The 23,879-nt window shown below is 66.5% G+C and carries 27 protein-coding genes and 2 tRNA genes; 10 read left to right on the top strand and 19 right to left on the bottom strand.

What is annotated here, in order from left to right:
• Positions 1–22: 22 nt before the first annotated feature.
• A complete protein-coding gene (locus tag AC5P6X_RS03550; RefSeq protein ID WP_005411303.1) occupies positions 23–487 on the bottom strand; it encodes a bactofilin family protein in 465 nt (154 codons plus the stop codon).
• 4 nt (positions 488–491) lie between these two features.
• Entirely contained in the window at positions 492–1,235 is a 744-nt protein-coding gene (locus AC5P6X_RS03545; RefSeq protein ID WP_005411304.1) for a DUF6776 family protein, read from the bottom strand.
• A gap of 179 nt (positions 1,236–1,414) precedes the next feature.
• Here AC5P6X_RS03545 and AC5P6X_RS03540 point away from each other — a divergent pair, with 179 nt between their 5' ends.
• Genes AC5P6X_RS03540 through AC5P6X_RS03530 form a run of 3 tightly spaced genes read left to right on the top strand, consistent with a single transcriptional unit; the run spans position 1,415 to position 6,199 of the window.
• A complete protein-coding gene (locus tag AC5P6X_RS03540; protein WP_005411305.1) occupies positions 1,415–2,032 on the top strand; it encodes a DUF4126 domain-containing protein in 618 nt (205 codons plus the stop codon).
• A 44-nt stretch (positions 2,033–2,076) separates the two neighbouring features.
• Positions 2,077–3,963: an EAL domain-containing protein gene (locus AC5P6X_RS03535; RefSeq protein ID WP_088435782.1), complete on the top strand. Its 1,887-nt coding sequence runs from the start codon at positions 2,077–2,079 to the stop codon at positions 3,961–3,963.
• Position 3,964: 1 nt separating this feature from the next.
• Positions 3,965–6,199 carry an ATP-binding protein gene (locus tag AC5P6X_RS03530; RefSeq protein WP_099481262.1) on the top strand — a complete coding sequence of 745 codons (2,235 nt, stop codon included), beginning with the start codon at positions 3,965–3,967 and terminating at the stop codon, positions 6,197–6,199.
• A gap of 1 nt (position 6,200) precedes the next feature.
• Here AC5P6X_RS03530 and bfr read toward each other — a convergent pair whose 3' ends face one another.
• The 3 genes from bfr to AC5P6X_RS03515 form a co-directional block, all read right to left on the bottom strand.
• Positions 6,201–6,671, bottom strand: coding sequence for a bacterioferritin (gene bfr / locus AC5P6X_RS03525; protein WP_005414691.1), 471 nt, complete (start codon positions 6,669–6,671; stop codon positions 6,201–6,203).
• 142 nt (positions 6,672–6,813) lie between these two features.
• Complete coding sequence (locus AC5P6X_RS03520) at positions 6,814–7,023, bottom strand: (2Fe-2S)-binding protein (protein WP_005411309.1); 210 nt, start codon at positions 7,021–7,023, stop codon at positions 6,814–6,816.
• A 108-nt stretch (positions 7,024–7,131) separates the two neighbouring features.
• Positions 7,132–7,752, bottom strand: coding sequence for an RNA pyrophosphohydrolase (locus AC5P6X_RS03515; RefSeq protein WP_329756987.1), 621 nt, complete (start codon positions 7,750–7,752; stop codon positions 7,132–7,134).
• Positions 7,753–7,873: 121 nt separating this feature from the next.
• Between AC5P6X_RS03515 and AC5P6X_RS03510 the strand changes: the two genes are divergently transcribed.
• Both AC5P6X_RS03510 and AC5P6X_RS03505 read left to right on the top strand, forming a co-directional pair.
• Positions 7,874–7,950 (top strand) — tRNA-Met (locus AC5P6X_RS03510).
• A gap of 55 nt (positions 7,951–8,005) precedes the next feature.
• Positions 8,006–8,080, top strand: a tRNA-Gln gene (locus tag AC5P6X_RS03505).
• A gap of 322 nt (positions 8,081–8,402) precedes the next feature.
• Here AC5P6X_RS03505 and rpsI read toward each other — a convergent pair.
• Together rpsI and rplM are read right to left on the bottom strand one after the other, a co-directional pair.
• Entirely contained in the window at positions 8,403–8,795 is a 393-nt protein-coding gene (gene rpsI, locus AC5P6X_RS03500; RefSeq protein WP_005411311.1) for a 30S ribosomal protein S9, read from the bottom strand.
• Positions 8,796–8,797: 2 nt separating this feature from the next.
• A complete protein-coding gene (rplM, locus tag AC5P6X_RS03495; protein ID WP_005414692.1) occupies positions 8,798–9,226 on the bottom strand; it encodes a 50S ribosomal protein L13 in 429 nt (142 codons plus the stop codon).
• 198 nt (positions 9,227–9,424) lie between these two features.
• Between rplM and coq7 the strand changes: the two genes are divergently transcribed.
• On the top strand, positions 9,425–10,069 hold the full coding sequence (gene coq7 / locus AC5P6X_RS03490) for a 2-polyprenyl-3-methyl-6-methoxy-1,4-benzoquinone monooxygenase (protein ID WP_005411313.1): 645 nt from the start codon (positions 9,425–9,427) through the stop codon (positions 10,067–10,069).
• An 83-nt stretch (positions 10,070–10,152) separates the two neighbouring features.
• On the opposite strand, the gene AC5P6X_RS03485 is transcribed toward coq7, so the two are convergent.
• Both AC5P6X_RS03485 and speD read right to left on the bottom strand, forming a co-directional pair.
• Positions 10,153–10,473 (bottom strand): DMT family transporter, encoded by a 321-nt coding sequence (locus AC5P6X_RS03485; RefSeq protein WP_005411314.1) that lies wholly within the window; start codon positions 10,471–10,473, stop codon positions 10,153–10,155.
• 169 nt (positions 10,474–10,642) lie between these two features.
• On the bottom strand, positions 10,643–11,437 hold the full coding sequence (speD, locus tag AC5P6X_RS03480; RefSeq protein WP_005411315.1) for an adenosylmethionine decarboxylase: 795 nt from the start codon (positions 11,435–11,437) through the stop codon (positions 10,643–10,645).
• A 149-nt stretch (positions 11,438–11,586) separates the two neighbouring features.
• Between speD and crp the strand changes: the two genes are divergently transcribed.
• Both crp and AC5P6X_RS03470 read left to right on the top strand, forming a co-directional pair.
• Positions 11,587–12,276 carry a cAMP-activated global transcriptional regulator CRP gene (gene crp, locus AC5P6X_RS03475; protein WP_111687761.1) on the top strand — a complete coding sequence of 230 codons (690 nt, stop codon included), beginning with the start codon at positions 11,587–11,589 and terminating at the stop codon, positions 12,274–12,276.
• Between the two features lie 62 nt (positions 12,277–12,338).
• On the top strand, positions 12,339–13,100 hold the full coding sequence (locus AC5P6X_RS03470) for a sulfite exporter TauE/SafE family protein (RefSeq protein WP_076739673.1): 762 nt from the start codon (positions 12,339–12,341) through the stop codon (positions 13,098–13,100).
• A gap of 117 nt (positions 13,101–13,217) precedes the next feature.
• On the opposite strand, the gene AC5P6X_RS03465 is transcribed toward AC5P6X_RS03470, so the two are convergent.
• From AC5P6X_RS03465 to AC5P6X_RS03420, 10 genes are all read right to left on the bottom strand, one after another.
• Positions 13,218–13,934, bottom strand: a complete 717-nt coding sequence (locus AC5P6X_RS03465) for a haloacid dehalogenase-like hydrolase (protein ID WP_005411318.1) — start codon at positions 13,932–13,934, stop codon at positions 13,218–13,220.
• Complete coding sequence (gene trpC, locus AC5P6X_RS03460; RefSeq protein WP_005414695.1) at positions 13,931–14,725, bottom strand: indole-3-glycerol phosphate synthase TrpC; 795 nt, start codon at positions 14,723–14,725, stop codon at positions 13,931–13,933. Before trpC ends, AC5P6X_RS03465 begins: the two co-directional genes overlap by 4 nt.
• Before the next feature lie 75 nt (positions 14,726–14,800).
• Positions 14,801–15,832, bottom strand: coding sequence for an anthranilate phosphoribosyltransferase (gene trpD / locus AC5P6X_RS03455; RefSeq protein ID WP_005411320.1), 1,032 nt, complete (start codon positions 15,830–15,832; stop codon positions 14,801–14,803).
• Between the two features lie 16 nt (positions 15,833–15,848).
• Positions 15,849–16,436 (bottom strand): anthranilate synthase component II, encoded by a 588-nt coding sequence (locus tag AC5P6X_RS03450; protein WP_012481439.1) that lies wholly within the window; start codon positions 16,434–16,436, stop codon positions 15,849–15,851.
• Positions 16,437–16,438: 2 nt separating this feature from the next.
• Positions 16,439–17,218 (bottom strand): SIMPL domain-containing protein, encoded by a 780-nt coding sequence (locus AC5P6X_RS03445; RefSeq protein ID WP_329756985.1) that lies wholly within the window; start codon positions 17,216–17,218, stop codon positions 16,439–16,441.
• 66 nt (positions 17,219–17,284) lie between these two features.
• Positions 17,285–18,760 (bottom strand): anthranilate synthase component I, encoded by a 1,476-nt coding sequence (gene trpE / locus AC5P6X_RS03440; protein ID WP_049418006.1) that lies wholly within the window; start codon positions 18,758–18,760, stop codon positions 17,285–17,287.
• A 300-nt stretch (positions 18,761–19,060) separates the two neighbouring features.
• A complete protein-coding gene (gene yegS, locus AC5P6X_RS03435; RefSeq protein ID WP_329756984.1) occupies positions 19,061–19,990 on the bottom strand; it encodes a lipid kinase YegS in 930 nt (309 codons plus the stop codon).
• A 263-nt stretch (positions 19,991–20,253) separates the two neighbouring features.
• The gene (locus tag AC5P6X_RS03430; RefSeq protein WP_012481443.1) at positions 20,254–20,736 is read right to left on the bottom strand and encodes a GNAT family N-acetyltransferase; all 483 of its coding nucleotides are present in this window, start codon (positions 20,734–20,736) and stop codon (positions 20,254–20,256) included.
• Positions 20,737–20,795: 59 nt separating this feature from the next.
• Positions 20,796–21,470 (bottom strand): ribulose-phosphate 3-epimerase, encoded by a 675-nt coding sequence (gene rpe / locus AC5P6X_RS03425; RefSeq protein ID WP_005411326.1) that lies wholly within the window; start codon positions 21,468–21,470, stop codon positions 20,796–20,798.
• Between the two features lie 29 nt (positions 21,471–21,499).
• Positions 21,500–21,829 (bottom strand): J domain-containing protein, encoded by a 330-nt coding sequence (locus AC5P6X_RS03420; protein ID WP_005411327.1) that lies wholly within the window; start codon positions 21,827–21,829, stop codon positions 21,500–21,502.
• A gap of 144 nt (positions 21,830–21,973) precedes the next feature.
• Here AC5P6X_RS03420 and AC5P6X_RS03415 point away from each other — a divergent pair, with 144 nt between their 5' ends.
• Together AC5P6X_RS03415 and AC5P6X_RS03410 are read left to right on the top strand one after the other, a co-directional pair.
• Positions 21,974–22,900, top strand: a complete 927-nt coding sequence (locus tag AC5P6X_RS03415) for a phosphoribosylaminoimidazolesuccinocarboxamide synthase (RefSeq protein WP_005414703.1) — start codon at positions 21,974–21,976, stop codon at positions 22,898–22,900.
• Between the two features lie 199 nt (positions 22,901–23,099).
• Positions 23,100–23,585: an Mpo1 family 2-hydroxy fatty acid dioxygenase gene (locus AC5P6X_RS03410; protein WP_005411329.1), complete on the top strand. Its 486-nt coding sequence runs from the start codon at positions 23,100–23,102 to the stop codon at positions 23,583–23,585.
• Positions 23,586–23,879: the final 294 nt, after the last annotated feature.

Below are 23,879 nucleotides of genomic sequence, written 5' to 3'. Positions count from 1 at the left end.
ATGGGGGTGCCGACGATGGCTTTCAAGCCATCGCCTCGGCCAGCTTGCGGCGCGCGGCGGTGTCACCCTTGCCGCCAGTGGCCTCATCAGCTTCCGGGGCCGGCAGGGCGGCCATCGGGGCGCTGGCATGGATCAGGCGACCGTTCAGCTGGGCGCCCGCATTCATCTCCACCACCTGGTAATGGACGTTGCCGTTGACCCGCGCGCTCGGGGTCAGTTCGACTTTCTCGCTGGCGTGCACGTCGCCGTCCAGGCGGCCACTGATGACCACCACCTGGGCACGGATCTCGCCCTCGATCACGCCATGCTCGGCGACCGTCAGGGTCGCGCCACTGGCGCCTTCTGCGGCGATCACCTTGCCATGGATGCGGCCTTCCACGTACAGGCCACCACTGAATTCCACATCACCGCGGATCACCACCTGGTTGCCGATCAGGGCATCCACCACCAGCTGGCCTTCACGGTTGGATTTGCTGCTTCCGAACATCTGCCTACTCCCCTTTGCTGGCCGGCGCACCGGCCTGTTTCCAGTCGAATACCTGGGTGGTACCCCCCGTACCACTCCCCAATGTCACCCGCACGCGTTGCGGGGTGAAGTCAGCCGGCAGCATCACGCTGCCGGTGAGCTGCTGGAAGTACCGGAACGAGTAATCCTGTCCCGGTACCTTGCTGCGCTGGTGCAGATCATCCCAGCTGATCGTGGCCAGCTTGCCGTTCTTGACGCCTTCCACGGTGAAGCGCATCTGCCCCTGGCTGATGGCGCCGCGGTTGAGGTTCTGGGTCAGCACCGCGGTGTACTGCCAGGTGCCGGCCGCTTCCGGGCTGAACTCGATCGAATGGGTGTTCAGGCCCTTGCGCTGGCTGGTCGAACCCACCAGGCGCTCATAGAAGGCAACGTCGGCACGCAGGCCGGCGATTTCCTCATCGCGCTCGGCCAGCGAGGACTGCACCTCGGTGTTGGCGGCGCGGCTGATGCGGTCGGAGGCTTCCAGCGTGGCCTGCTTCTGGCGCAGTTCGGTCAGCTGCGCCTGCAGCGTCTCGGCACGCTTCTCGGCGGCCTGCAGGCGCTGGCCCTGCGCATCGCGCGGGGTGGCCATCCAGCAGCCGCCGAGCACCGCCAGCACCAGGCTGAGCAGCCAGATGCCGCCGATCACCAGCAGGCGGCGGCGGTCGGCCGGCGGTTGCGGCGCGCCGGGCAGGCGGACCTGCACGCGCATGGGAGGACGGTTGGTCATGGGTGGATTCCGGGGCATCGCGAGGGCGACACCGGTACGGCCCCTGTGGCAAACGACGGGCTAGTGTATGACAGGACGGGTGGGTTTCCTGCGCAGTGGCGAGCCACGGTCTGTGGCGTTCAGGCATGCCATCGTCGATAGTGTGGTCCCCTGCACAGTTCCGTCGCCGGAGCATCGCCATGACCGAAGCCCACCTGTTCGTGATCGGCATCCTGCTGGCCTGGCTGGCCGGCATCCGCGTCTACCTCACCGTGTTCGGTGTCGGCCTGGCCGGCCTGCTCGGCTGGGTCGACCTGCCACCGGCCCTGCAGGCCACTGAATCGTGGTGGGTGCTGGGCACCTCGGCGGCGCTGGCGGTGACCGAATTCTTCGCCGACAAGATTCCCGGCGTCGACTCGGCGTGGGATCTGGTGCAGACCCTGGCACGTGTACCCGCAGGTGCCTTCCTTGCCGCAGCCACGCTGTCGCCGGATGGGCAGCTGGGCACCGGCGCACTTGCTGCCGGTGCAGGTGTCGCGCTGGCCAGCCACGGCCTGAAGGCAGGCACCCGCGCCCTGCTCAATACCTCGCCCGAGCCTGCCAGCAACTGGGTGGCCTCCGCCGCCGAGGACACCGTGGTGGTCGGTGGCCTGGCCCTGGCCCTGGCACACCCGTGGATCGCGCTGATCGTGGTGCTGGCCTGCAGCCTGGCGGGCGCGCTGCTGGTGTGGCTGGTCTGGCGCACCCTGTGGAAGGGCGTGCGCTGGCTGGCACGCAGTGCGTCGCCCGACAGTCCACGCCAGCCCGGCACCGGTTGATCGCCGGGCTTGTCGCATAATGGACGCGAACACCAGGAGCACCGATGGCCGCAATCGAATCCCCCGCGGGCGCCCGCCCGGGACGCGCTGAAACCCCTCCGGCCGATCATTGGCAACGCTGGACCGCTGAACCGGCGAGCGCCGTCGCCGCAGCGCCGGCAGCGGTTCCGCCGCTGGCCGCCTCCGACGCACCCGCATCGATCGGCAGCGCACCGCCGCCGCTGCCCGGCCCATCCCTGCTGGCCGAGGCCGGCGGCAATGACCCGGCACCGCTGCACTCCGATTCGCCCTACCGCGTGCTGATCGTCGAGGATGATCGCGCCCAGGCACTGTTCGCACAGAGCGTGCTGCATGGCGCCGGCATGCAGGCGATCGTGCACAGCGATGCCGACGGTGCGCTGCAGGCGATCAAGGAACATCGCCCCGACCTGATCCTGATGGACCTGCACCTGCCCGGTCTGGACGGCATGCGCCTGACCGCGCTGATCCGCCAGCAGCCCGGCCTGCAGCTGCTGCCCATCGTGTTCCTCAGCGGCGACCCGGACCCGGAACGCCAGTTCGAGGTGCTCGACAGTGGCGCCGACGACTACCTGAGCAAGCCGATCCGACCGCGCCACCTGATCGCTGCCGTGGCCAACCGCATCCGCCGCGCGCGGGCGCAGGCCGCAACCCTGCCCGGCGTATCCGGCACCCCGGCCACCAGCAATCCGGAAACCGGGCTGCCGACGCGGCATCACGTGCTGCAGCAGCTCAACGCCGCGCTCGCCCACCGCGACCAGGGCGGCGTGCTGTTCGTCGAGATATCCAGCGCACTGGGCCTGCGCGAGCGCTATGGCTATGCCGCCTTCGAGCGCCTGATGGTGCAGGCCGGGCAACGCCTGGCAGAAGCCGGCCACCCGCACCTGCTGGCGCGCCTGAACGACAACAGCTTCCTGCTGCTTGCGCGCAATGTCAGCGAGGACAGCCTGGAAGGCATTGCCGCTGCGCTGCGCGAGCAGTTGTCGGCGCGGGCCTTCGTGATCCGCGATGACGAATCGGTGCATCTGCGGGGCGTGGTCGGCTATGCACCGCTGTCGCCGGGCTTCGACGATGCCAACAGCGCACTGGAGGCAGTCGAGCGCACCACCCTGCAGGCACGGTTGCTCAGCGCCGGCGTGGCCGGCCACGTGCACCGCGACGTGACCAGCGAGCAGGAACACCTGGCACTGCTGGAAGGCCAGCTTGAGCTGGCCTACCAGCCGATCGTCGCCGTCGCCGGCGGCAACACCGCGCAGTACCAGCTGCTGCTGCGCCTTCGCCAGGCCGACGGTACGCTGCTGGCGGCAGGCCAGGTGATTCCGGCCGCAGAGGCTGCCGGGCGCATCGCCGATCTCGACCAGCAGGTCATGGACCATGCACTGGGCCTTCTCGACCTTTACCGGCACGCGACGCAACCACTGAACCTGTTCGTTTCGCAGTCGCTGCGCACCCTGCAACGCGATGCGTTCGCGGATTGGCTGCTGGAATCGCTGCAGCAGCGCGACCTGCCCGGCAGCGCGCTGGTGATCGACGTCCGCCTGCCCGACGCGCTGATCCATACCGTGCCGCTACAGCAGTTCTGCCAGCGCATGGCCGGCGCCGGCGTGCGCTTCTGCCTGAGCCAGTTCGAACCCGGGGGCGAAGCCGATGCGCTGCTGACCCAGCTGCCGTTGTCGTTCGTGCGCATGGCCGCGCGCTTCTCCAGCAGTCATTCCAATCCGGCCACGCGCGAAGAGCTGCGCCGGGCAATCGAGCGGGCGCACGCCGCCGGGCAGCAGATCATCGGCCAGCAGATCGAAGATCCGCAGGCCGCCGCCGCGATGTGGGTGGGCGGTGTCGACTACATCCAGGGCAACATGGTGCAGTCGGCCGGCAGCGATCTGAACTTCGACTTCCACAACGCGGTGCTCTGACGTGCCGATGTGGGTCGCGCTGCTGGTTGCCCTTGCTGCGGCCTCCATCACCGCGCTGCTGTTGGGCCTGCGGCTGCGCGCGCGCAACCGGGCACTGGCCCAGCTGCAACGCGAGCGCAGCCTGCTGGCCGCCGAACGTGACCAGCTGCGCCGCACCACCGAACGACAGGGGCAGCTGGAACAGCAGCTGCTGCAGGCCAAGCAGGCCGCCGAGGCGGCGGTGCTGGCCAAGGGTGAGTTCCTGGCCACGATGAGCCACGAGATCCGTACGCCGCTCAACGGCATCCTGCCGATGCTGGAGCTGATCGCACGCGGCCCGCTGGGCGAGGACCAGCGGCAGATGCTGGCCACCGCCTCAGCCAGCTCGCAGCAGCTGCTGCGCATCGTCGACGACATCCTCGACTACTCGCGGCTGGAAGCACAGGCGCTGGAACTGGAGATCACCAGCTTCAACCTGCGCGACCTGCTCGATGGCGTGGTGCAGCTGATGCAGCGCGCCGCCGACGCCAAGGGCCTGTCGCTGGGGCTGCAGCTGGACCCGTCGGTGCGCCTGCCGGTGCGTGGCGACCCGGTACGCCTGCGCCAGGTGTTGAGCAACCTGCTGGCCAACGCGATCAAGTTCACCGCGCGCGGCCAGGTACAGCTGCGCGTGCAGCGCCTGGGCGAAGGCGCGGCCCAGCACCAGCTGCGCTTCGAGATCATCGACACCGGCATCGGCATTGACGAGGCACTGCAGGCGCGCCTGTTCCAGTCCTTCAGCCAGGCCGATGCCTCAACGACCCGCATCTACGGTGGCACCGGCCTGGGCCTGGCGATCTGCAAGCGCATCATCGACCTGATGCACGGGCGCATCGGCGTGCAGTCCACGCCCGGCCAGGGCGCCACGTTCTGGTTCGAGATCCCGTTGTTGAAGGTGCCCGGCGACCTGCCGGCCATGGCGCGCACGCCAGACGCGCTGCTGCTGTTCAGTAGCGATGCCACCCTGCAGGCACGCATCGAGCGCATCGCGGCCCATCATGGACTGCTGGTGCACGCCCTGGCGCAGTTCGATGCCGTAGTCGAGCGCCTGCGCGCGGTGCCGAGGCCGGGGCAACCGGCACCGGCGTGGCTGCTGGTCGATGCACGTGCGCGCCGCATCGGTGAAGCGACGCTGCAACAGGCGTTGGCCGAACGTGGCGAAGACGACGGGCTGCAGGTGCTGTGGCTGCAGGACGATGCCCTTCCGCCACGCCCACGCCAGCGGCAGCTACCCTCGCATTTCGACGACGCTGGGCTGCATGCACTGCTGGCTGCACCGGTTGCGCATGCGCGCCCTGCCGCGCTGCTGGCCAACGCCGGACAGGGCCAGCCCACGCCCACGCTGCCGCCGCTGCACCTGCGCGTGCTGCTGGTGGAGGACAACACGGTCAACCGCATGGTGGCCGAGCAGCTGCTGCGCGTGTTCCAGTGCGAAGTGCGCAACGCCGCCGATGGCGAGCAGGCGTTGCTTGCCCTGCGCGAAGGCGACGTGGATGTGGTGCTGATGGATTGCCAGATGCCGGTGCTGGACGGCTATGCCGCCACCCGCCGCTGGCGCGCCGAGGAAGTGGAAAACGGGCGCCCGCGCCTGCCGATCATCGCGATGACCGCCAATGCCATGGCCGGTGACCGCGAGCGCTGCCTGCAGGCCGGCATGGACGACTATCTGTCCAAGCCGATTGCACGCGACACCCTGCATGCGCTGCTGCAGCGCTGGGGCGGCGGCAAAGCCGCATCACCTGCACCGCCTTCGATAGAGCCGAGCCATGCCCGGCTGACGGCCGATAGCCGTCGCGCTCCATCAGCCGAGCATGGCTCGGCTCTGCAGGACGATGACAGCCGAGTCGGCTCCAAGCCGCAGCCGGTGCTGGACCGCGACGTGCTGGACGAACTGCATGCAGTGATCGGGGAGAGCGCCATCCAGATCGTCTCGGTGTTCCTGGAGGATGCGCCGGCAATGGTGCAGCAGCTGCAGCAGGCCGCGCAGAACGGCGACGAGCCTCGCCTGCAGGCCGTCGCGCACAGCCTCAAGTCATCCAGCGCGAACGTGGGCGCACTGTCGCTGTCGTCAGTCGCGCAGCGCATCGAGCACGAAGCCCGCAGCGGCAGCCTGCAGCGCCCCGCAGTAGCGGTGGCGCTGCTGGTTGCGGAATTCGCCCGAGCACGCGTGGCACTGACGGGCTACCTGGCACAGCATCGCGCCGGCCAGGCCGGCTGACTCACTCTTCCAGCTTGCTCAGCAGGTACTTCGGTTCGCCGATGCGCTCGATCAGGTCGAGCTGGGTTTCCAGCCAGTCGATGTGCTCTTCTTCCGAATCGAGGATCTTCACGAACAGCTGGCGGCTGACGTAGTCGCCGACCGAATCGGCATACGCCACGGCCTCGCGCAGGGTGACCACGCCATCGCGTTCCAGCGACAGGTCGCACTGCAGGATCTCGGTCGGATTCTCACCAATGCGCAGCTTGCCCAGCGCCTGGAAGTTCGGCAGGCCTTCGAGGAACAGGATGCGGTCGGCGAGCATGTCGGCATGCTTCATCTCGTCGATCGATTCCTTGTACTCGTGTTCGGCCAGTTCCTTGATGCCCCAGTTCTTCAGCATCTTGGCATGCAGGAAGTACTGGTTGATCGCGGTCAGCTCGTTGTAGAGGACCTTGTTGAGGAATTCGATGACCTTGGTGTCGCCCTTCATGGGGATGCTCCTGCACGCTGAAAACGCAGGCACTTTAACGCCTTGCCTGCGGTCGTGAAGGAACGCGAATCGTGCGCATTGGCCTGTGCGGCCGCACGTGAAGAATGCGAAAGCGCGCCGTCAACGCGCCGCCAAGAGACGATCAGGCGACCTGGGCCAGACCCAATACCGGCAGCGGCAGATCGTGGGTGGCACGCGCCTTGGCCAGCAGATCGCCGGCCATGTCCAGGCAGGAACCGCAGGTAGCGCCACAGCCGGTACGCATGGTCAGTTCGGCCACCGTACTGACGCCATGGCTGGCGGCTTCGCGGATCTGGTGGTCGGTGACTCCGTTGCAGATGCAGACGTACACAGGCGTGAACCGGGCTGGCAGGCCAGAAGCGGCCTGTTGGCTATTCCAATGGAAACGAGAATGGTTGTCAATCAGAGACCTGAACCATTCTCGATACCGTTCAGCCCGTCAGCTGGCCGGGCCATCGCCCGTGGCCTTCTTCGGCCAGTAGCCGCGGGTCCGCGGGCGCTTGCGTGGGCGGTCGTGCCCGGCGGTATGGCCAGGCATCCAGGCTTCGGCGGCGCTCTTGGGCATGGCGGTAACCCCCTTCCCGGCCACCCCGCGGGCCAGCGGCGCCAGATGTCGCAACGCACGCGCATAGACGCCACGCTTGAACATCACCACATGCTCCACCGGGTACCAGAAGTCCACCCAGCGCCAGTGGTCGAACTCGGGCGAGTCGGTGTGGTCCAGCTTCACGTGGGATTCGTCGCCGGTCAGGCGCAGCAGGAACCAGACCTGCTTCTGGCCGATGCAGACCTGCCGCTCATTGCGGCGGATGGCCCGCGCCGGCAGCTTGTAGCGCAGCCAGCCGGGCGTCGCCCCGAGCACTTCCACATGCTCGGGCAGCAGGCCGGTCTCTTCCTGCAGTTCACGATACATGGCCTCGACAGGCGTCTCGTCGGTGTTCATACCACCCTGCGGGAACTGCCAGCCGTCCCGGCGCACGCGTCGTGCCCAGAACACCTGGCCGTCCTGCCGCATCAGCACGATGCCGACGTTCGGTCGATAGCCGTCCGGATCGATCACGATGCGGACTCCTAAGAAAATCTACTGGCCGGGACTATCCCATGCCCTCTGTCGGCCCACAAGCACGACACAAAAGTGTTGACAGGGGCGGTACACATCCGCAGAATAGCGGGCTCACCAAGGCTATGTAGCTCAGCCGGTTAGAGCACAGCACTCATAATGCTGGGGTCGGTGGTTCGAGTCCACCCATAGCCACCACACTGAAAATCAAGTTGTTTTTCAGCGTGAAAAGTGAGAAAATAGTTGCACGTTTTGCCCCGTCGCCAAGCGGTAAGGCACCTGACTCTGACTCAGGCATTCGGTGGTTCGAATCCATCCGGGGCAGCCAAATTAAAAGCAAAAGGCCAGATCGAAAGATCTGGCCTTTTGCTTTTAATCTGGTCGCGCATTCCACCTTGTCCCCGCGCCTGTCGGCGCACCCTCTTGAACAACAAGGGGGCTCTTCTCCAAAGAGAACCCTGGGGTCGGATCCTTTTCCGCAGGGAAAGGCCCTGACGCCACCCTCCCGGCACTCGAGACCACGGGTAGTGCCGGCCGCTGGCCGGCAACCAGGAAATCCATGACCCCGGAACGACAAAAGCCCGGCCGAAGCCGGGCTTTTGCTTTTCCATCCAGCGGGCTCCCGAAGGAGCCCAACCAGGCGCGGTAAATCAGCGCTTGGAGAACTGGGTGGCGCGGCGGGCCTTGTGCAGACCGACCTTCTTACGCTCGACTTCACGGGCGTCACGGGTCATGAAGCCAGCCTTGCGCAGCTCGGACTTCAGGGTTTCGTCGTACTCGACCAGAGCACGGGCGATGCCCAGACGGATCGCACCGGCCTGGCCGGTGGTGCCGCCGCCAGCGGCGGTGACCAGGATGTCGAAGCTCTCGGTGTTCTTGGTCAGCTCGAGCGGCTGGCGCACGATCATGCGCGCGGTCTCACGACCGAAGAACTCGTCCAGCGGACGGCCATTGACGGTGATGTTGCCCGAACCCTTGCGCAGGAACACGCGAGCGGTGGAGGACTTGCGGCGGCCAGTGCCGTAGTTTTGAGTGATAGCCATGATTAGATATCCAGAACCTGCGGCTGCTGTGCGGCGTGCGGATGCTCAGTGCCAGCGTAGACCTTGAGCTTGCGGTACATCTGGCGACCCAGCGGGCCCTTCGGCAGCATGCCCTTCACGGCGATCTCGATCACGCGCTCCGGGTGGCGCTCCAGCGCCTGGGCCAGGGACTCGGTCTTCAGGTTGCCGATGTAACCGGTGAAACGGTGATACATCTTGTCCTGCAGCTTCTTGCCGGTGACGGCAATCTTTTCTGCATTGATGACGACCAGGTAGTCGCCGGTATCAACGTGCGGGGTGTAGACCGGCTTGTGCTTGCCACGCAGACGGCGGGCCAGCTCGGTGGCGAGACGGCCCAGGGTCTTGCCCTCGGCGTCGACGAGGTACCAGTCGCGCTGGACGGTCTCGTTCTTGGCAGTGAAAGTGCTCATGAAGAACTCTAGGTTAGGTCGGGCTCATTGCGGCGAAAGGCTCGCCGGAACTCTGCCACGCGTTGTGAAAAGGTGAAGCGTAAGAGGCGGGATTGTACTCATCCTGCCGCGGGAGCGCAACCCGTCCCCTGGGCCGGGTTGGCAGGGGCGCGGGGCCGGGCGAGAATCGGGGGGTCTTCCGCCCCACCGCGTACTGCCATGACCGTGCTCCGCCAGACCACTCCGCTGGACCACCTGCTGACCGAGGCGCAGCGCGCCCTGGACACAGTGTTCGGCAATCCGCCGGCGGCCCGCCCCTACCCCGCCACGGACACCGGCGAGCCCGGCATGGACAGCGCCGAGCGGCGCCATGCCGCAGGCCTGATGCGGATCAACCACGTCGGCGAGGTCTGCGCGCAGGGCCTGTACTTCGGCCAGGCCGCCGTGGCGCGCGACCCGGCCACGCGGGAACACCTGCTGGAAGCGGCGCAGGAAGAAACCGACCACCTGGCCTGGTGCGCCACCCGGCTGGCCGAACTGGACAGCCGTCCGAGCCTGTTCAACCCGCTTTGGTACGCCGGCAGCTACACCATCGGCACCCTGGCCGGGCTGCGCGGCGACGGCTGGAACCTGGGCTTCGTGGTCGAGACCGAGCGCCAGGTGGAGGCCCACCTGGACGAGCACCTGGTCGACCTGCCGGCCGGCGACCTGCGCAGCCGCGCGGTCATCGCGGTGATGAAGGAAGACGAGGCCCGCCATGCGGACCACGCCGAGCAGGCCGGCGCTCGCCGCCTGCCGTTCCCGATCCCGGGCGTGATGGCACTGGCCTCCAGGGTGATGAAGACCATCGCCTACCGCATTTGAAGGGTCGCCCGCACCAACGGTGCGGGCCTACCAGGAGATGCGGGGGGGCGACGGTGGGGCCCGACCGTTGGTCGGGCCATCAATCAGTTCGGCGAGACCAGCTTCAGGCCGATCACACCAGCCACGATCAGGCCCACGCAGGCCAGGCGGGCCGGCGATGCGCTGTCGTTGAACAGGTAGATGCCCAGCACCGCCACGCCCATGGCACCGATACCGGTCCAGATCGCGTAGGCCGTGCCGACCGGGATGCTCTTCATCGCCTGGCTCATCAGGTACAGGCTGATCAGCGCGGATACCACCGTGGCAGCGGTGGGCAGGGGTTTGCTGAAGCCTTCGGAGTACTTCATTCCGAGGGCGAAACCGATCTCGAACAGGCCGGCCAGCAGCAGGTAGATCCAGGGCATGGGTGGGGGCTCCTTACCTTTTTTGAAAAAAACGAAACGGCCCGGTGTTTTCACACCGGGCCGTGGGTCGGTACATCACCGTGGAACTGTAACGCGTGCGGGGGCACTGGTTCCACGGGGCGGGTCGTCCCGCCTGGGTGGCGATGCCTGCGGGCATCGCACATGGTGCTTACTCGGACAGGTTGCGGCCGTGGAACAGCTCTTCGATCTCGCGCTTGAGCAGCGCTTCGATCTTCATGCGTTCCTTGAACGACAGGTTCTTGGCCTTTTCCTCGAACAGGTACTGGTCCAGATCGAAGTCCTTCAGGTGCATCTTCGTGTGGAAGATGTTTTCCTGGTAGACGTTGACGTCGAACATCTCGTAACGAGACTTGATGTTCTTGGCCAGGAAGTTCTGGATCGAGTTGATCTTGTGGTCGATGAAGTGCTTCTTGCCCTTCACATCGCGGGTGAAGCCACGGACGCGGTAGTCCATGATCACGATGTCCGACTCAAGGCTCTCGATCAGATAGTTCAGGGCCTTCAGCGGGGAAATGACGCCACAGGTGGCCACGTCGATGTCCGCGCGGAACGTCGCGATACCTTCCTGCGGATGGGTTTCCGGGTAGGTGTGGACAGTGATGTGGCTCTTGTCCATGTGCGCGACCACGGCGTCGGAGATCAGCTCCTTGCCGGCCAGCTTCTTGTCGATCACCGGCTCTTCGGAGATCAGGATGGTCACCGAGGCACCCTGCGGGTCGTAGTCCTGGCGGGCCACGTTCAGGATGTTGGCGCCGATGATCTCGGCGACATCGGTCAAGATTTGAGTCAGCCTGTCGGCGTTGTACTCTTCATCGATGTATTCAATGTAACGCTGACGCTCCTCTTCGGTGCGCGCGTAACACACGTCATAGATGTTGAAGCTCAGCGCCTTGGTGAGGTTGTTGAAACCCTGCAGCCTCAGGCGAGGCAACGGCTTGACCACGGCGGTCGATTCCTGTGTAAGAAGGGAAAGGGGGAATTATGGGGCAAACTGCCCCCGGGGGGAACGTGAAGACGCAAGAGTTCTGGCACACTGTTTGCCCTTAACAATTGCGCTGGTTAAGCTCCGCTATCGACCCCGTGAATCCGTTCATGCGCAGAGGGAGCGCCCCTATCGTGTCAACCGTGCGCCTAGCTAGCAGTCCACTGGCCTTGGATATCGCCACCATCGATCGTTTCCTGGCGCACAGCCACCGGCGGCGATATCCCACCCGTACCGACGTCTTCCGACCCGGTGACCCGGCGGGAACCCTGTATTACGTTGTCAGCGGCTCGGTTTCAATCATGGCCGAGGAAGATGACGATCGAGAGCTTGTGCTGGGCTACTTCGGTGCCGGCGAGTTCGTTGGCGAAATGGGCCTGTTCGTCGAATCGGACCGCCGCGAGGTGATCCTGCGGACCCGTACCGCCTGCGAACTGGCCGAAATCAGCTACGAGCGCCTGCACCAGCTGTTCCTCGGCCCGCTGTCGGCCGACGCCCCGCGCCTGCTGTATGCGCTGGGCCAGCAGATTTCCAAGCGCCTGCTCGATACCAGCCGCAAGGCCAGTCGCCTGGCATTCCTGGATGTTACCGATCGGATCGTGCGCACACTGCACGATCTGGCGCAGGAACCAGAAGCGATGAGCCATCCGCAGGGCAGCCAGCTGCGCGTGTCACGCCAGGAACTGGCGCGCCTGGTCGGCTGCTCGCGCGAAATGGCCGGCCGCGTGCTGAAGAAGCAGCAGACCGACGGCCTGCTGCATGCCCGCGGCAAGACCGTGGTGCTGTACGGCACCCGTTGACGGTTGAGCACCCGGTGGGTGCGGACCTTGGTCCGCACTCCTTCGCGCGCTAGGCTCGGTGCATGGAACTGAGCAGCGAATTCTGGTGGTTCATCCTCATCGGCCTTGGCGCGCAGCTGGTTGACGGCGCACTGGGCATGGCCTTCGGCCTGGTGTCCTCGTCGGTGATGCTGAGCATGGGCCTGCCACCGGCGCAGGTCAGCGCCAGCATCCACACCGCTGAAGTGTTCACCACCGGTGCCTCGGGCGTGTCGCACCTCGCCGCCGGGAATGTCGATAAACGCCTGTTCCTGCGGCTGGCCCTGCCCGGTGCGGTGGGCGGCGCCCTGGGCGCGTACGTGCTCACCCAGATTCCCGGCGACATCATCCGTCCCCTCATCTACCTGTACCTGCTGGTGCTGGCGATCATCATCCTGGCGCGCGCCGCAGGGCGCTGGATGCCCAAGGGCGAGATCCGCCGGGTACCGGTACTGGGCTTCTTCGCGGGCCTGCTCGACGCCAGCGGCGGTGGCGGCTGGGGACCGATCGCCACGTCCACCCTGCTCGCCCGTGGCGGCCAGGCGCGCACCACCATCGGTACGGTCAACGCGGCCGAGTTCGTGGTCACGTTGACGGTGTCAGCGACCTTCCTGTTGTCGATGGGCGTGCAGCACCTGCAGATCGTCGCCGGCCTGCTGATCGGCGGCATGATGGCCGCGCCGGTGGCGGCGATCCTGGTCAAGCGGGTGAAGGAGCGCTGGGTGCTGGTGGCCGTTGGCGTGCTGGTGCTGGGGATCAGCCTGTTCCAGATCGGCCATGCGGTGTACGGGCAGCTGGGGCGCTGAGCGTTTTGCCGGCCAGCGGCCGGCAATACCGGGACGGAGGAGGGTAGTGCCGGCCGCTGGCCGGCAGATCCGTCATCGTGCGATGGGGTCAGGCCCCGGACGGGATCCGGCCCCGGGCTACGCCTTGTCGCCGCCGCGGTCCACGCAGCCCCAGTTGAGGATGCGGGTGCCGGCCGGCAGCACGCGGCGGAAGAAGTCCACCCTGGATCGCTTCGGGTTCACCACCACCGGCGCCTTGGCGGCCAGCAGCAACGGCAGGTCGGCGGTGCTGTCGGAGTAGGCGATGTCGATATTGCCGTAGCCGCGCTCGCGCAGCATGCGCATCTTTTCTTCGTTGTGGCAGTGGCGGGTCGGGCCGACGCCGCCCAGTCGCGGGCCGACCTCGGTGCCGATCACCGGCACGTCCTGGTGGGCAACGAATGCCAGGATGGCGCGGGCCAGTTCCGGCGGCGCGCCGGTGGCGACCACTACACGGTCGCCCTTGGCACGGTGCGCGGCGAACACCTCCAGCGCCTGCGGCAGCAGCTTGGCGCGCATCTGCGCCTCGTTGCGCAGCACGTAGGCATCGATCACCTTGTTGAAATCGCGCGCACGGTGCAGGCCGAAGCTGCCGATCCACACGTAGACCGAAATACCCGTTCGGCGGGTCGGCAGCATCGCCACCAACGGCCCGGCGATCGGCGTGACCAGCAGCGCGGCCAGCATGCGCAGCGGGTTGCGCTTGATCAGCGAGGCGAACAGATGGGTGCCCGAATCGCCGTCGTAGAGGGTGTGGTCGAAATCGAAGACCACCAGCGGCGCATCGTCGCGCGGCGTCGGATAGTGCGTTGTCATGCCGCGAAGAATAGCTGACGCAGGCCCTCGCCCGGCTCTTCCACGCGCATGAAGGCCTCGCCGACCAGGAATGCATGGATGCCGGCATCGCGCATCAGCGCGACGTCCTGCGGGCCGAGGATGCCACTCTCGGTGACCAGCAGGCGGTCACGCGGCACCGCCTGCTGCATGTCCAGCGTGGTCTGCAGCGACACCTCGAAGGTGCGCAGGTTGCGGTTGTTGATGCCGATCATCGGCGCCGGCACCTGCAGCGCGCGCTCCAGTTCATCGATGTCATGCACTTCCACCAGCACGTCCATGCCCAGCGACAGCGCCAGCTCGGACAACGTGGCCAGCTGGGTATCGTCCAGCGCGGCGACGATCAGCAGGATGCAGTCGGCGCCCAGCACGCGCGCCTCGTACACCTGGTAGGCGTCGATGACGAAGTCCTTGCGCAGCACCGGCAGCGTGCAGGCTTCGCGGGCCTGCTGCAGATAGGCGTCGGCGCCCTGGAAGAAGTCCACGTCGGTCAGCACCGACAGGCAGCTGGCACCGCCGAACTCGTAGCTGACGGCGATGTCGGCCGGGCGGAAATCCGGGCGGATCACGCCCTTGGAGGGGCTGGCCTTCTTCACCTCGGCAATCACCGCCGGGTCGCCATTGGCCACCGCCGCCTGCAGCGCGCGCACGAAGCCACGTACCGGCGGGGCGCTGGCCACGGCGGCCTGCAGCTCCTCGAGCGGGCGCTGGGCGCGGCGCTGGGCCACTTCTTCGGCCTTGCGGGCCAGGATCGTCTGCAGGATGTCGCTCATCGTCTTCGGGTCGGTGCGGGGGGCGGTGAGGACGGCCATTATCGGCCATCGAGAGGGTGAGGCTGAACCGCGCGCTCAGGCAACCAGCGCGCGGGTGGTCTCCACATACTGCTGCAGGCGCTGGCGGGCGCTGCCATTGGCGATGGCGGCACGGGCGCGGGCCAGGCCGTCTCCGATGTCGCTGGCCACACCAGCCACGTACAGGGCGGCACCGGCATTCAGCGCGACGATGTCCAGCGCCGGGCCCGGCTCGTTGTCGAGCACGGCGCGCAGCATCTGGATGGACTGTTCCGGACCGTCCACGCGCAGGTTGCGGCTGGCCGACATGGCGATGCCGAAGTCTTCCGGGTGGATCTCGTACTCGCGCACCTTGCCGTCGCGCAGTTCGCCGACCAGGGTGCCGGCGCCCAGCGAGATCTCGTCCATGTTGTCGCGGCCCCAGACCACCATCGCGCGCTCGGTACCCAGTTCGCGCAGTACGCGCGCCTGGATGCCGACCAGATCGGGATGGAACACGCCCATCAGTACCGACGGTGCGCTGGCCGGGTTGGTCAGCGGGCCGAGGATGTTGAAGATGGTGCGCACGCCCATCTCGCGGCGCACCGGCGCGACGACCTTCATCGACGGGTGATGGATCGGCGCGAACATGAAGCCGATGCCGGTCCGGTCGATGGCCGCGGCCACCTGGTCAGGCTGCAGCTCGATCACCGCGCCCAGCGCTTCCAGCGCATCGGCACTGCCGGACTTGGACGACACGCTGCGGTTGCCATGCTTGGCCACGCGCGCGCCTGCAGCAGCAGCGACGAACATCGCGCAGGTGGAGATGTTGAAGGTGTGCGAGCCATCGCCACCGGTGCCAACGATGTCAACCAGGTTGGAGGTATCGGCCACCGGCACTGGCCGGGCGAATTCACGCATCACGGTGGCCGCCGCGGCGATTTCGTCCACGGTCTCCTTCTTCACGCGCAGCCCGGTGAGGATGGCGGCGGTCATCATCGGCGAGACATCGCCGCGCATGATCTGCCGCATCAGGTCGACCATTTCGTCGAAGAAGATTTCGCGGTGTTCGATGGTGCGATGCAGGGCTTCCTGGGGGGAGAAGCTCATGGGAATGCTCCTTGGATCAGGCCGCCGGGCGCTGCAGGAAATTGCGCAGCAGGGCGTGGCCGTGTTCGGTGAGGATGGATTCGGGATGGAACTGCACGCCTTCCACCGGGAACTGGCGGTGGCGCAGGCCCATGATCTCTTCGATCGAGCCGTCGTCGTTCTCGGTCCAGGCAGTCACTTCCAGGCAGTCCGGCAGACTGTTCTTGTCCACCACCAGCGAGTGGTAGCGGGTGGCTTGGTAGCGGTCCGGCAGGCCAGCGAACACGCCCTTGCCTTCATGGCGGATCGGCGATGTCTTGCCGTGCATGATGTTGCCGGCACGGATGACCGTGCCGCCGTAGACCTGGCCGATGCCCTGGTGGCCCAGGCACACGCCGAGGATCGGCGTGGTCGGGCCCAGGCGCTCGATCAGTTCCAGCGACACACCCGCTTCGTTGGGCGTGCACGGGCCGGGCGAGATGACGATGCGCTCCGGCTTCTGCGCGGCGATCTCGTCCACGCTCATCGCATCGTTGCGCACCACCTTCACCTCGGCGCCCAGTGTCTGCAGGTACTGCACGAGGTTGTAGGTGAAGCTGTCGTAGTTGTCGATCATCCACAACATGGTCAGGTTCCGTCGCTTATCAGGAAAATGGCGTACACGTTTTCGGTGTAGGTGATGGGGCCGGCTTCGATGGATTCGCGTAGACGCGAGCCGGTGGTCTCGATCATGTCCATCTGCGCCGCAGGTGACGGCGGCGATGGCGGTGTCACCATGTCGTCGCTTCTGGGCCAATTGCCCGCCTGCACGCCATAGGCAAAGTTCGGCGCCACATCGGAAATGCTGTACAGCCCGCGCAGCTGGGTGCCGTAGGCCTTGGCCAGGCCCTGCGCAGACTGGCGGGTCTGGGCCGCCGCCTCGCCCTTGAGTTCGCGGCGCAGCGCCACTTCGCCCGAGTAGGTCGGGGCCACGCTGCTGACCTGCACGTTCTCGTTGGCCTTCAGCGCCCCCAGCACGTCCTGCATCTGCTGGACGCTGGCGAAGCTGGCGCGCAGTTGGCGTGACACGCGGGTGCCGATGAAAACCTGCCGGTTCTGCTCATAGCGCGTCGCAGGACCGATCCGCAGGTTGTCCGCGCGCACGCTGCCTTCCACCGCCTTGTGCTGCTTGAGCAGTGCCAGCACGCGGGCAACGTTGTCCTGCACGCGGCGGCGCGCGGCGTCGGCGTCCATGTCGGTCTCTTCGATGTTCAACTGCAGGCCGAACCGGTCCGGCATCACCACGCGACGCGCCTCGCCCTTCACCAGCAGGTGCGGCTGCGACGGAATGGTATTGGCCTGCGCCCACGCAGACGGGGCCATCGTGGCCAGCAGTGACGACCACAGCAATGCGCTCAGCAGCTTCATGCGGTACTCCTTGTCTTCAACGGGAACAGCGGAACGACCACGGCGCGGCGCCGTGGCGAGGCAGGCTTACAGGCCCTTGGCGGCCTGGGCGACGGCGCGGAACAACGCGCGGCCCTTGTTCATCGTCTCGTCCCATTCCTTGTCCGGGTCCGAGTCGTAGACGATGCCGGCGCCGGCCTGCACGTACAGGCGGCCGTCCTTGATCACCGCGGTGCGGATCGCGATCGCGGTATCGGCATCGCCGTGCCAGCCGATGTAGCCGATGCTGCCTGCGTAGACATTGCGCTTGATCGGTTCCAGCTCGCGGATCACTTCCAGCGCGCGGATCTTCGGCGCGCCACTGACGGTGCCGGCCGGGAACGTGGCACGCAGCACGTCGGCATAGCTCAGGCCCGGCTGCAGCTGCCCGGTGACTTCGCTGACGATGTGCATGACGTGGCTGTAGCGCTCGATCACGAACTGCTCGCCCACTTCCACGGTGCCGGCCCTGGACACACGACCGGCATCGTTGCGGCCGAGGTCGATCAGCATCAGGTGCTCGGCGCGCTCCTTCGGATCGGCCAGCAGCTCGGCTTCCAGCGCCAGGTCCTGCTCGGGCGTGGCGCCACGCGGGCGGGTACCGGCGATCGGGCGCACGGTGACTTCGCCATCCTGAAGGCGCACCAGGATTTCCGGCGAGGAACCGACTACCTGCAGGTCGCCGACATCCAGGAAATACATGTACGGCGACGGATTCAGTGCACGCAGCGCGCGGTACACATCCACCGGGCGCGCCTTGAACGGCACGCTCAGGCGCTGGCTCAGCACCACCTGGAAGATGTCACCGGCGCGGATGTATTCCTTGCTGCGCTGGACCGCATCGACGAAGCCTTCGCGGGTGAAACCGGAGACGAAATCGGATTCATCCAGCACATCGCTGTTGAGCGGTGCGGGATAACCGGCGCCCGGTGCACGCAGCTTGGCAGTCAGCGCATCCAGGCGCGCCTGGGCCTGCTCGAAGGCGCCCTCGACACGCGGGTCGGCGTGCACGATCAGGTACAGGCGGCCCTTGAGGTTGTCGAACACGGCCAGCTCGTTGGAGTCCAGCAGCAGGATGTCCGGCGTGCCCAGCTCATCGCGGCCGGCCGGCGGGGCCAGGCGTGGTTCGATGTAGCCGATGCACTCGAAGCCGAACCAGCCGACCAGGCCACCTGTGAAGCCCGGCAGGCCTTCCAGCTTCGGCACCGAGTGGGCGCTGCGCAGCGCCTCGACCTCGGCGAACGGGTCGGCCACCTCGCGGGTGTCCACCACCTGGCCGTCTTCGCGCACGGTCAGCGTGTGGCCGTGGAAGGCGTACACGCGGCGCGCCGGCAGGCCGATGATCGAGTAACGACCAAAGCGCTCGCCGCCTTCGACAGATTCAAACAGGTAGGTATTGGGGCCGTCGGCGAGCTTCAGATAGACCGAAAGCGGCGTGTCCAGGTCGGACAGCACTTCGCGGACGACGGGAATATGGGTGTGGCCTTCAGCGGCCTGCTGCTGAAACTGAGCGTGCGAGTTCAAGACGACTTTCCTTCCGGGACACAGCGTTATGGGGGCGGACGACGGCAACGGGCCACCATCGCCACCAACGGCGTGCGGAAGAAAGGGTATGCGGGGTCGTCAGGCTGGACACCCCTTGACTGTATCGCAGCTTGGACGGCAGGGGAACCCTGGAAAACTGAACCACGGGACGGGCGGGGCCAGCCACGGGAACCGACGACGCGGACCGGTAGAGTCGACTGTTGGTCGACTTGCGCGCGTAGCGCGGGGTTTTACGCCGCCGGAACGAAGAGCAGTCGACTAACAGTCGACTCTACCTCCCTACCCACCCAGCAATGGGCAGCCAGCCGGCAGATGCATCCGTACCCTGCCCGGCACGCACTCGATGCGGAACTGACGGGCCTGTACCGGCTCGCCATCCAGATTGAGGGTCAGCGGGCGCTCGGATGCGACCTCCAGCCACGGCAGCCGCGCACGCGTGGCCAGCTGTTCCAGCGCAGCCTGGGTGCCTGACTTCAGCATCTGGCCGAGGGTGGCGGTGACCTCCCCTTCCAGCTCCGGAAGCACCGTCACATCCAGCAACCCATCATCGATCAGTGCCTGCGGGCACAACTGCTGGCCGCCACCGGCCTGGCGACCATTGCCGATGCCGAGCGCAATGAAGTCGCCTTCCCACGCGAAGTCCGGACCGGACAACCGTGCGGTGATCGGCTCGATGCGGCCGAGCTTGGCGATGCCGGTGATCACATAGGCCAGCCCGCCCAGCATCTTCTTCAAGCCCGCATCAGTCTCCACCGTCACCTGCGTGCCGAAGCCACCGCTGGCGAGATTGGCGCACCACCATTGCGTGCCATCGGCGTCCACGCGCAACAGGTCAATGGCGTGCGGCGTCACCTGCCCGATCAGGGCGAAGGCCTCCTTCGGTTCGGTCGGTATGCCGGCCGCAGTCGCGAAATCGTTGGCGGTCCCCATCGGGATCAGCGCCAGCGAGGGCAGCGCATCTGCCAGCTCCTCACGATGCGCCAGTGTCTCGGCCACCGCACTGAGCGTGCCATCGCCACCGGCGGCTACGATCACATCCACGCCATGATCGATCGCCTCGGCGACATAGCGCTCGGCGTCACCGTCCTCCCAGGTCACCCGCACTTCCAGCTGCACGCCCTGTCCGCGCCAATGGCCGACGGCGTCGCGCAACTCATCGTTGCCGGCGGATTTGCCGTTGAGGATCAGGCGCCAGCGCGGGGTGGTCATGCAGAGCTTCCAAGGATGCGGTGGCACAGGCTAGCAATGCGCTGTTTGCCCGCGGTGAATGTCACGCAGATGTCATTCAGCTACCGGAGAATGGGAGTCCATAGCAGGGACGACGGATGGAGGCAGGATCAGCCTCCCACGCATGCAGCGAGGCCACGCCAGTGATTGGCGTGGCTTTTTTTTTTGGGGTGTGCAGGGAGTGCGAACCAAGGTTCGCACCCACCCGGTTGGTAGATCCACGCCATGCGTGGATGCACTTCGCTTCAACCGTTGGCGAAATCGTGCAGCGCCTGGCCCTGCAGCCGGTACACGGTCCACTCGTCCTGCGGCTTCGCACCGGCAGCGGTGTAGAACTCGATGGCCGGGGTGTTCCAGTCCAGCACCGACCATTCGAAGCGACCGCAGCCCTCGGCCACGGCCTGGCGTGCGATGTACTTCAGCAGTGCCTTGCCGGCGCCCACACCGCGCTTTTCCTGGCTGACATACAGGTCTTCCAGGTAGATACCCTTGCGGCCCAGCCAGGTGGAGTAGTTGTAGAAGTACACCGCATAGCCGATGGCCTCGCCGTCGGCTTCGCAGATCAACGCGCGCGCCGTGGCATCGGCGCCGAACAGGCTCTCGGCGATGCCGATCTCATCGGTCTGTACCGAATGCTCGGCCTTCTCGTAGATGGCCAGTTCGCGGATGAAATGCAGGATCAGGCCAGCATCGGCCACGGTGGCCGGACGGATGTTCAACAGTGCCATGCGCAGATAAAGGGGACGGAGGGAATTAAACGAGATTAATCCCCTCCGTCCCCTTTTTGTCAGCGTGCCGCAGCGACGTTCGCGCGCATCTGCGCGATCACGTCCTGGTAGCTGGTCTTGGCGTTGAAGATGGCCGAGCCGGCGACAAAGGTGTCGGCACCGGCAGCCGCGATCTCGCCGATGTTGTCGGCCTTCACGCCGCCGTCGATCTCCAGGCGGATGTCCTTGCCGCTGGCATCGATCATCTTGCGCACCACCTTCAGCTTGTCCAGCGCCGAGGGGATGAAGGCCTGGCCACCAAAGCCCGGGTTGACCGACATCAGCAGCACCAGGTCCAGGTCCTCCAGCACCCAGTCGAGGATGTCCACCGGCGTGGCCGGATTGAGCACGATGCCCGGCTTGCAGCCCAGCGAGCGGATCAGCTGGATGGTGCGGTGCACGTGGCGGCTCGCCTCCGGGTGGAAGCTGATGTAGGTGGCACCGGCCTCGGCGAAGTCCGGGATGATGCGGTCCACCGGCTCGACCATCAGGTGCACGTCGATCGGCGCGGTCACGCCGTGCTTGCGCAGCGCCTGGCAGACCATCGGGCCGATGGTCAGGTTCGGCACGTAGTGGTTGTCCATCACGTCGAAGTGGACCCAGTCCGCGCCAGCGGCGAGGACGTTGTCGACTTCCTCGCCGAGGCGGGCGAAGTTGGCGGACAGGATGGAGGGGGCGATGAGGCAGTGGGACATGGCCGGGCCTTGCAACGAGGGGAAAGGGGTCAGCGCTTGCGCAGGGTCTTGATGCGGTCGTAGGCGGCGTTGATGCGCCGCGACTTCTGCTCGGCCTGCTGCTGCAGCTCGGGGGCGGCGCCGCCAAGCTTGTCGGGGTGGTACTGCGAGATCAGCTTGCGGTAGGCGCGCTCGACCTCGGCATCGGTGGCCTCGGAGGTCAGCCCCAGCTCCCGGTACGGGTTCTCCTTGTTCAGGCGGAACCAGTCCGAATCAAAGGCATGGCCGATCAGCAGGCCGACCACCGCCCCGAACAGCGGATTGGGCCGGAACAGCAGGGCGCCGGCGATGAATCCGAGCAGTTTTCCGTACCAGCGCATGGCGCTCCGGGGTCGACCGACGAAATGGACGCTCATTTTACGTCACAGCGGGCCCGGACGGCTTTACACTAGGCCGCCCGCTGGTCAGCGGGCCCGCCGGGTCCGTTGGGCAGCAGCCGTATCGACAACGCCCCAGGAGTGCCCGTGCCAACCACGCTGTTGCAATCCGATCTCCCCGGCCTGCCCTTGCGCCATCGCGGCAAGGTGCGTGATGTGTTCGATATCCCGCGCGAGCGGCTGCCAGCCGGAACCCCGCCGGGCGAGTACCTGCTGATGGTGGCCACCGATCGCCTGTCGGCGTTCGACGTGGTCCTGCCCGACCCGATCCCGGGCAAGGGCGAGATGCTCTGCCAGGTCTCCAACTTCTGGTTCGCCAAGACCGCGCACCTGATGCCCAACCACCTGACCGGCATCGACGTGGCCAGCGTGCTGCCCGAAGGCGTGGACCCGGCCCTGTATGCCAAGCGCGCGGTGGTCACCCGCAAGCTGAAGCCGGTGCCGGTGGAAGCGATCGCCCGCGGCTACCTGATCGGCAGCGGCTGGAAGGATTACCAGCGCACCGGCAAGGTCAGCGGCATCGACCTGCCCGACGGCCTGCGCCAGGCCGAGCAGCTGCCCGAGCCGATCTTCACCCCCTCGACCAAGGCCGCTGTCGGCGACCATGACGAGAACATCGATTTCGATGCGATGGTGAAGCAGGTCGGTGCGGAACTGGCCGAGCGCGTGCGCGACGCCACCCTGCGCATCTACAAGTTCGCGGCCGATTACGCCCGCGAGCGCGGCATCATCCTGGCCGATACCAAGTTCGAGTTCGGTACCGACGCCGATGGCCGCCTGTACATCATGGACGAGATGCTGACGCCGGATTCCTCGCGCTACTGGCCGGCCGACGAGTACGAAGTGGGCACCAGCCCGCCGAGCTACGACAAGCAGTTCGTGCGTGATTACCTGGAGACGCTGGACTGGGGCAAGACCGCCCCGGGCCCGACCATCCCGGCCGAGATCATCGAGCGCACCCGCGCCAAGTATGCCGAGGCACTGCAGCGCCTGGCCGGGATCAGCGTCGACTGATGCGCCTGCGCCCCCGGCCGGAAAGGCGGGGGGCGTTCGGTAGTGCCGGCCGCTGGCCGGCAACCTCATGAACACCTGCAGCCAGGCATGGCCTGGCTCTGGTAGTGCCGGCCGCTGGCCGGCAACCTCACGAACTCGGCTATGCTCTGGAGTGCCGGCCAGCGGCCGGCACTACCGTTGTCCGAGGAAGCAACGCAGCATGCAGACATCCACCGAGCTTGCGCGGCCGATCGACCGCTATTTCGCCAGCTACTCCGACGACCACCGCAATGTGATCAACCAGCGCATCCACGTGGTGGCGGTCCCGGCGATCCTGTGGTCGGTGGTGGCCCTGCTGTGGTGCCTGCCGCCGCTGATCACCTGGTTCCAGTATGGCATCTGGTCGGCGTTCGCGATGTTCAGCGCCTGGTGCTTCTACAACAAACTGTCGCGCCCGCTGGGCATTGGCATGCTCATCCAGTTCTTCGTGTTCGGCTGCCTGTGCCGCCTGCTGGAGGCCGAAATCGGCCTGCACAACCTGTTCTGGCTGGCGGTGGGCGTGTTCGTGGTGGCCTGGATCGCGCAGTTCATCGGCCACAAGTTCGAGGGCCGCAAGCCCAGCTTCCTGACCGACCTGACCTACCTGCTGATCGGCCCGGCCTGGGTGATGGCCAAGTTCTACCGCAAGCTCGACTGGCGCTACTGACCTGCCCAGGGCCGACGGCGCCCCTCGTTTCCTGAACGGGCAGATTCCATCACCCGCACTCCACGACGGCCCTGCCAGCCTGCGCCGGTGATCCGCTCCCCACTTCCCGCCCGTCGACGGCAGCCCCTGTGCGACAGGGCCTGCGGTCTCCCTGCGTGGGCGTAGGGCGTCCCCCGAGGGCAACCGGGGAGGGACTGCAGGAACGCGATGTTGCGTCGCAGAAAATATGAATCAGCGGACGTTACATGCAATTGATCGCTGTTCGATGGGTTTCAGCGACATTTCGCAGCCTGT

This window comes from Stenotrophomonas sp. YJH_SMC_40, assembly GCF_059368615.1.
Note: the sequence above shows the minus strand (reverse complement) of the source record. Positions and strands in the feature narration are given on the sequence as shown.